Source organism: Rhodococcus sp. YH1 (genome assembly GCF_009939605.1).
GTDB classification, from domain to species: domain Bacteria; phylum Actinomycetota; class Actinomycetes; order Mycobacteriales; family Mycobacteriaceae; genus Rhodococcus; species Rhodococcus aetherivorans.
In genome coordinates this window covers 1-12,247 of record NZ_WVTE01000222.1, presented here as the reverse complement: position 1 = coordinate 12,247, position 12,247 = coordinate 1, and the positions used below count along the sequence as shown (strand labels likewise).

Sequence of the window (12,247 nt, the reverse complement as noted above, 5' to 3'; positions counted from 1 at the left end):
CCCGCCCGGGAGGAATCTACCGGCCGGTATTCAGTTCCGCATACTCCATGGGTCGACGGCGGCCACTGTCGTCCACTGCCCACCCGCGGCAACGGACCCCGGCGGGACCTCGTCGCGGTCGGTGACGACCACGACCCCGAGGTCGTCACCCGGTGCCTCGTTCAACGCGTCTACCAGCGAAGACGGCACGAACGCATGGGTTACCCATTCGTCGGCCACGACGGCGGCGAGGTCGGCGCCGGGCTCGGGCACGATCACCACCGCCCCCGCGATCCCGGCAGCCAGGATCGCGAAGATGCGCCACTGCTCCGCCGTGAGGTCGCACACCAACGACCGCGATTCGTAGTCCAGCTTCAGCGCGGCCGCACCGCCGCGGACCACGGCGACCAGTTCGCCGTGGTCGAGCCCGCGGCCGGCCACCCACAGCGCGGGGTGCTGCGGCTGCAGGACCCGGACCCGCTCCGAGTAGTCGACCGGCCGGTGGGACAGCGTGTCCACGGCCGTCACCGTCGCCGGGTCGTCGAGGCACACCCAGCGCGCGGCGGCGGACCGACGGGCGTCCGACCCGGTCGTCGTCAACCCGAGCCCGGGTGTCTCCGCAGGCGTGGCGGAGCCGGACACGGCGGGCACGATCGCGGCACCCGCCTTGGTCACCGCCCAGAGCGCGGTGATCAGCTCGGGGCCCGCCGGCACGGCGACCGCGACGCCGTCGCCGGGCCCGACGCCCTCGGCGATGAGATACCGGGCCCACTGCGACGACCGGCGGTCGAGGTCGAGGTAGGTGACCTCGACGCCGTCCGCGACGAACGCCGGGGCCTCGGGATCGGACTCCACGGCGACCTGCCACTCCTGCGGCACCGTCCGCTCGACGCGGTCGGGGACCGCCACCGGCTCGGGCTCGATGATCGTGGGCGCCGTGCGCTCGGTCTCGGTGCGGATGTCGATGTCCCCGACCACCGCGTCGGAGGTTTCCGCGACGGCGCGCAGGACGGTCACGAAGCGTTCGGCGAACGTCGCGACGGTGCCGGCGTCGAACAGGTCCACGGCGTAGGTGAACCCGACGTGCATGCCGGCGGCCGAGCCGCCCGGGTGCTCACGCGGATCGACGGTCACCTGCAGGTCGAACTTCGCGGCGAGTTCACCGGCGTCGAGGGCCTCGACGGTGAGACCCGGCAGTTCGAGCCGCGCGGCCTCGGTGTTCTGGAACGACAGCACCGTCTGGAACACGGGATGCCGGGCCGGGGAGCGCACGGCCACCACGTCGTCGACCACCCGCTCGAACGGCACGTCGGCGTGGCCGAACGCCTCGAGGTCGACGGCGCGGGCCCGGTCGAGCAGCTCGGCGAAGGTCGCCGCCGGGTCCACATCCGTGCGCAGGGCGAGGGTGTTGACGAACATCCCGACGAGGTCGTCGAGGCGCCGGTCACCGCGGCCCGCGACGGGCGTGCCGACGACGATGTCGTGGGTGCCGCTGAGCCGGGCGAGCAGCACGGCGAGCGCCGCGTGGACGACCATGAACAGCGACGCCCGGTGCTCGAGCGCGAGGGCGTCGAGCCGCTGCCGGATCTGCGCGTCGACCTCCACCGCCACCGTGCCGCCGCGCAGCGACGGCTGCGGCGGCCGGGGCCGGTCCGTGGGCAGATCGAGCAGTTCGGGCACCCCGGCCAGGCGCGAACGCCAGTAGGACAGCTGGGCACCGGCCGGCGACTGCGCATCGTCGGCGTCACCGAGGACCCGACGTTGCCAGAGCGCGTAGTCGGCGTACTGCACCTCGAGCGGCGCCCAGGCCGGCGTGCCGCCCGACAACCGCGACGCGTAGGCGGTCATCAGATCCCGTGCCAGCGGCGCCAGCGACGCACCGTCGGCGGAGATGTGGTGGACGACGAGGGCGAGCACGTGGTCGTCGGCGCCGACCGAGACGATCCGGCCGCGCACCGGCACCTGCGCGGAGACGTCGAAGCCCTCGGCGGCGAGGGCGACGACCTCGGCGAACGCCTCCTGCTCGGACGCCACCTCGACCGGCACGACCGCGGGCACCACCGCGTCGGCGTCGAGGACGTGCTGGTAGGGCCCCGTCTCGTCCTGCGGGTACCGGGTGCGCAGCGACTCGTGCCGCTCGATCACGTCGCGCACCGCGGCGGTGAGCGCCGCGGTGTCGAGGCGGCCACGCAGCCTGATCGCGAGCGGGATGTTGTAGCTCGCGGAGGCGGGATCGAGCTGGTTGAGCACCCACATGCGTTGCTGGGCGAGCGAGAGCGGCACCCGATCGGGGCGGGGCCCGGCGGTCAGCGCGGGCCGGGGCGCCGATTCCGCGTGCGCGTCGGCCCGGGCCGCGAGTTCGGCGACGGTCGGTGCCTCGAACAGTTCGCGGATCGCGAGGGCGGTTCCGAGCGACTCGTTGATCCGCGCGATCACCCGCGTCGCGATGAGCGAGTTGCCGCCGAGCTCGAAGAACGAGTCGTCCGCACCGGCCCGCTCGACGCCGAGCACGTCGGCGAACACCTGCGCGACGGCGCGTTCGGCGGCGGTGGCCGGTTCGCGGCGCCCGCCCGCGGTGGTGGCGGTCGCCTGCGGCACCGGCAGGGCGCGCCGGTCGAGCTTGCCGTTGACGGTGAGCGGCAGCTCGTCGAGGACGACCACGAGGTCCGGAATCATGTAGCCGGTGAGGAAGGCACCGAGCTGCTCGCGCACGCGGGCCACGTCGACGTCCGCGCCGGCGCGGGGCACGACGTAGCCGACGAGCCGGTCGCCGAGACCGTCGTCGCGGACCACGGCGACCGCCTGGGCCACCGCGTCGGCACGCAGCAGCGCCGCCTCGACCTCGCCCAGCTCGATGCGGAAGCCCCGCAACTGCACCTGCGCGTCGCTGCGCCCGGCGTACTCGAGCTCGCCGTCGGCGTTCCACCGCGCGACGTCGCCGGTGCGGTACAGCCGGCCCGCCCCGAAGGGGTCGGCGACGAACCGCGCGGCGGTCAGTCCCGGCCGACCGAGGTAGCCGCGGGAGAGCTGGTCACCGGAGACGTACACCTCGCCCGGCACCCCGACCGGGACGGGCTGCAGCCGCCGGTCGAGCACCCGCAGCCGCAGCCCCGGCAGGGAGCGGCCGATCCGGCTGGCGGCACCGGGGCGCGCGGCGCCGCGGTCGAGGGCCAGGAACGACACGTGAACCGTGGTCTCGGTGATGCCGTACATGTTGACCAGCGTCGGCGCCACGGGCCGGCGCCCGTACCAGCCGTCGAGCTTGCCGAGGTCGAGCGCCTCGCCGCCGAACACGACGTATCGCAGTGCGAGCGGATCGGCGTCGGGACGCTCCACGGACGCGACCCGGTCGGCCTCGTCGAGCTGAAGGAACGCCGAGGGGGTCTGGTTGAGCACGGTGACCCGCTCGGCCCGCAGCAGCTCGAGGAACTGTTCGGGCGAGCGTGAGGTCAGGTAGTCGACGACGACGAGCCGGCCGCCGTACAGCAGCGGTCCCCACAGCTCCCACACCGTGAAGTCGAATGCGTAGGAGTGGAACAGCGTCCACACGTCGTCGGCACCGAACCCGAACAGCGGTTCGGCGTTGTCGAACAGGGTCAGCACGTTGCGGTGGGTGACCGCGACGCCCTTGGGGCGGCCGGTGGAGCCGGAGGTGTAGATGACGTAGGCGCGGTTGTCCGCATGCAGCGGCGCGCTCCGCTCGGCGTCGGTGAGCGGCCCGGACGGCGCGTGCGGGTCGTCGTCCTCGATGTACACCCGGGGCAGGCCGACGTCCGGCAGAGCGTCGCCGTCACCGGTGGTGGTGGTGACGACGCAGCGCGGACGTGCGTCCTCGAGCATGTACCGCAGCCGCTCCGCCGGATACGTGGTGTCGGTGGGCAGATACGCGGCACCGGACTTGAGCACCCCCAGCAGCGCCACGATCAACTCGGCCGACCGGGGCAGCGCGACGGCCACGAGCTCCTCCGGGCCCGCCCCGGCCGCGACGAGCCGGCGGGCGAGGCGGTTGGCGCGCGCGTCGAGCTCGGCGAACGAGAGGGTGCGTCCGGCGAACGTGACGGCCGGGGCGTCGGGGCTGCGGCGGACGACGGCGTCGAAGCGGTCGGCGAGGGTCGCCGCTGCGGGCACCCGGACCCCGGACCCGAGCGTGCTCCACTCGGTGAGGATCCGCTCGGCCTCGGCGTCGTCCAGGAACGGCAGCGCGCCGACCGGGGTGGCGGCGTCCACGGTGACGCCGCGCAGGATCCGGGTGAACCGGTCGGCGAGGGACCGCATGGTGGGGGCGTCGAAAAGATCGGTGGCGTAGGCGAGTTCGACGGTCATCCCGCCGGGGGCGCCGCGCTCCGAGAGCTGCTCGGCGACGGTGACCTGCAGATCGAACTTCGCGATGGCCGTGTCGAATTCGACCCCGGAGATGCTCAGGTCGGGCAGCTCCAGGGCGGACTGCGGCAGGTTCTGGAAGGTGAGCATCACCTGGAACAGCGGGTGCCGGGCCTGCGAGCGGGGCGGGTCGAGCACCTCGACGAGCCGTTCGAACGGCATGTCGGCGTTCGCGAACGCCTCGAGATCCGTGCCGCGCACCCGGGCGAGCAGGTCGGCGAACGGCTCACCGGGTTCGACGGCGGTGCGCAGCACCAGCGTGTTGACGAACATGCCGATCAGGTCGTCCAGGGCGGCCTCGCCGCGGCCCGCGACGGGGGTGCCGACGGCGATGTCGTCGGTGCCGGACAGCCGGGCCAGCAGCACGGCCAGCGCCGTGTGCACCACCATGAACACGCTCGCGTTGTGGGTGCGGGCCAGGTCGGCGAGCGCCGCGTGCAGTTCGGCGTCGATCGGGACACGAAGGGCGGCACCGTGATTGGACGCAACGGCGGGACGGGGCCGGTCCACCGGGAGGGTGAGTTCCTCGGGCAGGTCGGCGAGCTGCGCGCGCCAGTAGGCGAGCTGCCGCGACAGCACGGATTCCGGATCGTCCTCGTCGCCGAGCACCTCGCGCTGCCAGAGCGCATAGTCGGCGTACTGAACCGACAACGGCGGCAACGGATTCGGCTCGTCACGGGTGCGCGCCCGATAGGAGGCGACGACGTCACGGGTCAGCGGCGTCATGGAAAAACCGTCGCCGGAGATGTGGTGCACGACGAAGACGAGCACGTGCTCCTCGTCGGAGATCCGCAGCAGCGCGACGCGCCACGGCACGGCGGCGGTGACGTCGAACCCGGTGCCGACCAGCTCGAGGACGCGAGCGGGAACGTCCTCGGCCGCAACCTCGACGGGGGCGAGATCCGGCAGTACCTCGGCCACCGGCAGTACCACCTGGTAGCCGTCGCCGTCGGTCTCCGGGTAGACGGTGCGCAGCGACTCGTGCCGGGCGACGAGGTCGGCGACCGCGCCGCGCAGGGCGTCGACGTCGAGACGCCCGGCGAGCCGGATCGCGACGGGGATGTTGTCCACCGCCGACTCGGGCGCGAACCGGTTCAGGAACCACATGCGCTGCTGGGCGAGCGACAACGGGATCCGCTCGGGGCGGTCGCGGGCGACCAGCGCCACGGCACCCGAGCCGGCCTGCGACTCGAGCCGCGCCGCGAGCGCCTCCACCGTCGGCGCCTCGAACACCAGCGGCACCGGCACCCGGGTGTCGAGGGCCGCGCCGAGCCGGGCGACGAGCCGGGTGGCGACGAGGGAGTTGCCGCCGAGGTCGAGGAACGAATCGTCGAGACCGACCCGCTCGACGCCGAGGACGTCGGCGAAGACGTCGGCGACGGCCTGCTGGGCCGGGGTCTGCGGCGCCCGGTACTCCCGGACCGCGAACACCGGGGCGGGAAGGGCCGCGCGGTCGAGCTTGCCGACGGGATTGAGCGGCACCTCGGCGATGGGGACGACCGCCGCCGGGAGCATGTAGTCGGGCAGGAAGCCGGCCGCGAACTCGACGAGAGCGCCGGTGTCGAGGTCCGCGCCCCCGGCGGCCGGCACGACGTAGGAGACGAGCGCGGTCTCCCCGGAGGGCAGGGCGCGGCCCACGGTGGTGGCGAACTCGACGTCCGGGTGCCGGACGAGGACCGCGTCGATCTCGGTGAGTTCGATGCGGTAGCCGCGGATCTTGACCTGGAAGTCGGAGCGGCCGAGGTACTCGATCACACCGCTGTCGTCCCGGCGCACGAGGTCGCCGGTGCGGTACATGCGCGCCCCGCCGTCCGCGAACGGGTTGGCGACGAACCGGTCGGCGGTCAGGCCCGGACGGGCGTGATACCCCAGCGCGAGCTGTGCGCCCGCCAGGTACAGCTCACCGGTGACACCGGCGGGGACCGGGCGCAGGTGCGTGTCGAGCACGTATGCCCCCACGCCGGGGATCGGGGTACCGATGCGGATCGGCTCGCCCGGGTGCAAGGGGGCACTGCTCACCGCCAGGACGGTCGCCTCGGTCGGCCCGTATCCGTTGAAGAAGTCGCGGCCGGGCGCGGCCCAGCGCTCGACGAGATCGGGACCGAAGCTCTCCCCCGCCACCACGACCACGCGCAGGTCGTCCAGGCCCTGCGGGTCGACGGACCCCAGCGCCGCCGGGGTGATGAAGGTGTGGGTGACGCGCTCGGCCGCGAGCAGCTCCGCCAGGTCCGCGCCGCCGACGATCGTCGGCGGCGAGACCACCAGGGTCGCGCCGGCGGTGAAGGCGCTCAGCAGCTCGAGCATCGACACGTCGAAGCTGGGCGAGCAGATGTGCAGCACCCGCGCCTCGGCGGTGACCCGGTAGTGCTCGCGTTCGGCGGTGATCAGGCCGGCGATGCCGGTGTGCGGGACGGACACGCCCTTCGGCAGGCCCGTCGACCCGGAGGTGTAGATCATCCAGGCCGGGTGCAGCTCGGACAGCGGCCGGATCCGATCGGCGTACGACACCGGGTGGCCGGGGCGGGCGGCGATGTCACCGGCCACGCCGGGATCGTCGAGCGCGGTCCACCGCACCGAGCCCGGCAGGTCCGCGGCGAAGGCCGTGAGGGTCAGGCCGACGGCCGCGCCGGAGTCGGACACCATGTGCAGGACCCGCTCGGCCGGGTACTTCGGGTCGACGGGCAGGAACGTCGCCCCCGACTTCGCCACCGCCCACACGGACAGGACGGACTCCGCCGAGCGGGGCACGGCGACCGCCACCACGTCGCCCGGGCCGATGCCCCGCTCGATCAGCAGCCGCGCCAGCTGCGACGACTTCTCGTCCAGCTCCCGGTACGTGAGCGTCGCCCCGCCCGCCGCGACGACCGCCGGGTGATCGCCGCGTTCCTCCACGGCCGATACCAGCAGTTGCGGCAGCAACGTCGCCTGGGTGCGGGTGCGGGAGCCCCGCTGGGGGCGGGTGGGGGCGGGACGGCGGCTGCGGGCGGGGCGTTCGCGGCGCTCGACGGCCGGCGACTGGGGAGCGATCGCCGGATCGCTCCCGCCCAGGCTGCCGTCGTGTCGAGAAGACCGCATGTAGATGCCCACATCCTTCGCTTCGGTTCCGTTGCTCGCGCGCGAACGAGCAAGCATAGTCACTGCGCCCGGCGCCCTCGGCGGGACCGTACCGGCCGGTAGCCGCCACTCGTTCATCCACCGATGCGCCCGCGACGTTACCCTCGGGCCCCCGCCGGGACCGGACGCGGTGAGGCTCCCCCGACGAAAAGGGGAGCCTCACCGCGGCGGGCCGGACCTCAGGCGACGACGACCCGATGGGCCGTGCGCCACCGCTCGAGCAGGTCCTCCGGCGCCCGATCGACCACGACCACCACCGCCAGATCCTCGAGCCCCCCGGGTTCGAGTGTGTCGAGCGCGTCGGCGGTCAGGTGGGCATGGGTGACCCACTCGTCGTACAGGGCGGCGTCGAGTGCCTCCCCCGAGTCGGCGCCCTCCGGCACCACGACGACCGTCGCGCCGGTGGCCGTGACCAGCAGCGGCTCGAGCGCACCGGCCTCCGCCGCGGTCGACCCGACCGCGGCGCTGCGCGACTCGTAGGTCAGGCCGTACTGCTCGCGCAGCTCGCCGATCCGGTCGATCAGCTCGGCCTGGGTGAACGTGCGGGTCGCGGTGACCAGGGCCGGGCTCTCGGACCCGACGACCCGGAGCCGGTCCGCGTACGAGACGGGGTGTGCGGCCTGCGCCGCCTGCTCGGCGCGCAGCTGCTCGTCGTCGAGCGGCAGCCACGTGACGGTGCCGGGCAGGCCGGCGGTGAGTTCCGCCACGGTCAAGCCCAGCGTCACCCCTGCGGCGCCCGGCGCCCCGACGAACGGGCCGCCGGGATCGACCATCAGCAGGGCCGCGCCGGTCTTGGCGACCGCCCACTGCGCCACCACCGACTGCACCGACCGCGGGACGGCGACGGCGACGACGTCGCCGGTGCCGATGCCGCGCGCGATGAGCAGCCGCGCCAGCCGCGACGACCGCGCGTCCAGCTCGCGGTACGGCACCTCGGTGCCGTCGACGGCCACGGCCGGGGCTTCCGGATCCTCCTCGACCACGTGGGCCAGCACGGCGGCGAGCGTGCGGCCGGTGCTCGCGGCCGAAGCCTGCGCCGGCTCGGCCTCGGCGACGAGGTGTGCCCGCTCCGCGGCGTCCATGAGGTCGATGTCCCCCACCGCCGCCTGGGCGTCGGCCACGAAGGCGTCGAGGACCCGCACGAACCGCTGCGAGAGCACGGTCACCTCCGTCTCGTCGAAGTACCGCTCCAGGTACTTGAAGGTGAACACGATCTCCGACTGCGCGAGGGTGAGCAGCGTCAGCGGGTAGTGGGTCGCGTCGTCGAGCCGGACGTCCGTGACGGTCATGCCGTCGAGGTCCGTGGCGGCGGAGGACAGCGCGGCCCGGTCGATCGGGTACGACTCGAACACGAGCAGCGTGTCGAATCCGATCCGCCCGCCCGCCCGCTGCTGGATCTCGGTCAGACCCAGGTAGTGGTGGCCGAGCAGTTCCGCCTGTTGTGCCTGCACGCGGCGCAGCAGCTGCGCGACGGTCTCGTCGTCATCGGTGTCCACCCGCACCGGCAGGGTGTTGATGAACAGGCCGACCATCGACTCGACGCCGGGCAGCTCGGCCGGCCGGCCGGACACGGTGGCGCCGAAGGTCACGTCGGAGCGTCCCACGATCCGGCCGAGCAGCACCGCCCAGGCCGCCTGCACCAGGGTGTTCACGGTGACCCCGAGGCTCGCGGCCAGGGCGGTCACCGCCGCGGCGCGTTCCTCGTCGAACACCACGTGCACCGAGGAGATGGCGTCCGCGTCGGGATGCCGCACCGACGGGGCGAGGACGGTCGGCTCCTCGACGCCGGCGAGTGCCTTCGCCCACACCTCGAGCGACGCCTCCCGGTCCTGCTCCGCCAGCCACTCGAGGAACTCCCGGTAGGAGCGGACGGCCGGGAGCGCGGTGGTGTCCCCGTGCGTGACGTACAGCGCCATGAGGTCCTGCATGAGGACCGGCATGGACCAGCCGTCGAGCAGGATGTGGTGGACCGTCACCGCGAGCAGCGAGCGGCCCTCGGCCACGTCGACGAACAGGAACCGGATCAGCGGGGCGGTGCCGAGGTCGAAGCGCCGGACCTGCTCGTCGCGCAGGATGCGGGCCAGCTCGGCGTCGCGGGCGTCCTCGGCGAGGCCGCCGAGGTGCTCGTGCCGCCACTGCACGTCGACGTCACCCAGCACCAGCTGCACGGGATCGCCGCTGTCGGTGACGAACACCGTCCGCAGGTTCGGGTACCGGTCCAGCAGCGCCTGCGCCGCGGCGCGCAGCCGCTCCGGATCGACCGCACCGCCGAGTTCGAGCACCGCCTGCATCGTGTAGACGTCCACGCTCGCCTCGGTCATGAGCGCGTGGAAGTGCAGACCCGCCTGCAGCGGCGACAGCGGCCACGCGTCGGTCACCGACGGGTACCGCGACTGCCACACGTCGAGGTCGTGCTGGGCGACCGACACGAGCGGCACGTCCGACGGGGTCAGGCCCCCGGCGCCCGGCTCGCGGACGTGGCGGGCCAGCGCAGCCAGGGCCTCATGCCAGTGCTGTGCCAGCTCCTCGATCTCCGAGCGCTCGACCACCCCGGCGGGGAAACCGAAGCGCGCCTCGAGCTGCGGGCCCTCCGGGCGGTACGACACGGTCGCCGCGACGTCGATCGTCGCGGTGACGGGCAGGCCGGCGGGGCGGACCGTGAGGTCGCCGAACGCATCGGCCGGCGCCCACGCGCCGCCCGGGACCGGCTCGCCGTAGTGGAACGCAACCTGCGGCCGCGGAGCGCCGAGCTCCCCGGCGGAATCGGGGTCGAGGTGCCGCAGCAGACCGAAGCCGGCACCACCGTCGGGCAGGGCCCGCAGCTGTTCCTTGACCGCCTTGACGGCGGCGCCCATCGCCGGTCCCCCGGCGAACGCGTCGTCGAGGTCGATTCCCTCGAACCCGGCACGGAACGGGAATACGGTGGTGAACCATCCGACGGTCCGGGACAGGTCGGCACCGGGGACCACGGCCGCGTCGCGTCCGTCCCCGTCCACCGCGAGCAGCGTGGACGTCTCGTCGATGCCCCGGTCCCGGCGCCACCGCACCAGCGCGAGGCCGAGCGCGGTGACCAGACCGTCGCGGACGGTGCCGTGGAACCGCTCGGGCACCGCGGTGAGCAGCGCCTCCGTGTCCGCGGCGGGGACGGTGCCGCGCACGTGCTCGACCGTGGCGCCGAGATCGACGGCCGGGTCGAGCGGGCGGTTCCCGATCGGGAAGTCCGGTCCGTCGAGGATCGAGCGCCACAGTGCGAGTTCCGTGCGGCGCTCGGGCCGGCCGGCCGCCTCGACCAGCCCGTGCGCCCAGCGGCGCAGGGAGGTACCGACCGGGGGCAGCACCACCGGGCGTCCGGCCGCGAGGGCGTCGTACGCGGCGGCCAGATCGTCGACCAGGATGCGCCAGGACGCGTCGTCGGCCACGAAACGGTGGGCGACGATCAGCAGCGTCTCGCCGCGCCCGTCGTCGATGCGGACGAACTGCACCATCCGGCCCGTGGCGGGGTCGAGTCGCTCGACGGCCGCCCCGAGGGCCCGCTCGGCGCGGGCCCGCACGTCGTCGGCCGCGTCCGTTGCCGGTTCCGCCTGCGCCAGCAGGGTTTCCGGGTCGACGGTGCCGGTGGCACGCACCCGCAGGGCGACGGCGCCGTCGGCGTCGTGCTCGACGATCGCACGCAGCGCGTCGTGATGGTCGACGAGCACGCCGATCGCCCCGGCCAGGGCATCGTGGTCGACGCCGGAGGGCAGGATCACCGCCGTGGCCACGGCGAGTCGTTCGACGTGGCCGGCGGCGTCGAGCGCGTCACGCATCGCCGGCGTCAGCGGGACGTCGCCGACACCGCCGCCGGGCAGTTCCGCGGGTGCACCCGCCCCACCGCCGGTGAGGGTGGCGACCTCCGCCAGACCCGCGACGGTCTTGCGTTCGAACACGTCCCGCGGGGTGAACACCACGCCGCGGGCCTTCGCGCGCGAGACCAGCTGGATCGAGACGATGCTGTCGCCGCCGAGGGCGAAGAAGTCGTCGTCGAGACCGACCTGTTCGAGACCGAGCACCTCGGCGAACACCCGCGCCACGGCCTCCTCCGTGACGGTGGTCGGGGCCCGGAACTCCCGGGCCTCGAACACCGGCGCCGGCAGCGCCTTGCGGTCGAGCTTGCCGTTGACGTTCAGTGGCAGCGCCTCGAGCACCACGAACGCCGCCGGCACCATGTACGACGGCAGGTCCCGCCCGAGTTGCGTGCTCACGTCGGCGACGTCGAGCACGACGCCGGGCTGCGGCACCACGTAGGCGATCGCCTGCGGTCCGACCCGGTCGTCCTCGCGGACGATCACCGCCACGTCCCGGATACCGTCGACGCCGCGCAGCGCGGCCTCGATCTCGCCGAGCTCGATGCGGAAACCGCGAATCTTGACCTGGAAGTCCGTGCGTCCGACGTACTCCAGGCGACCCGCCGGATCCCACCGCACCAGGTCACCGGTGCGGTAGAGCCGTTCGCCGTCGCCGAACGGCGAGGCGACGAACCGCTCCGCCGTCAGATCCGCCCGGCCGTGGTAGCCGCGCGCCAGCTGCGCACCCGCCAGGTACAGCTCGCCGGGCACGCCGGCCGGGACCGGATTCAGCCGCGCGTCGAGCACGTACACCCGCGAATTCCACTCCGGGACACCGATCGGCACCGACACCCCGGTGGCGTCGTCGACCTCGTGGAAGGTCACCGACACCGCGGCCTCGGTCGGACCGTACAGGTTGTCCAACCGGGCCGTGTTGTGCGCCAGGAACC

The 12,247-nt window shown here is 73.7% G+C and carries 2 protein-coding genes; both read right to left on the bottom strand.

Annotation, left to right across the window (positions count from 1 at the left end; translation table 11 throughout):
- Window positions 1-30: 30 nt before the first annotated feature.
- Complete coding sequence (locus tag AIIKEEIJ_RS18115) at window positions 31-7,434, bottom strand: non-ribosomal peptide synthetase (protein ID WP_161996286.1); 7,404 nt, start codon at window positions 7,432-7,434, stop codon at window positions 31-33.
- 218 nt (window positions 7,435-7,652) lie between these two features.
- Window positions 7,653-12,247, bottom strand: a 4,595-nt coding sequence (locus tag AIIKEEIJ_RS18110) for a condensation domain-containing protein (protein ID WP_161996285.1), incomplete at its 5' end; no start/stop codon positions are given.

Bases quoted from the DNA above. Each gene is read 5' to 3' on its own strand.
- AIIKEEIJ_RS18115 (WP_161996286.1), bottom strand. From the start codon at position 7,434: ATGCGGTCTTCTCGACACGACGGCAGCCTGGGCGGGAGCGATCCGGCG.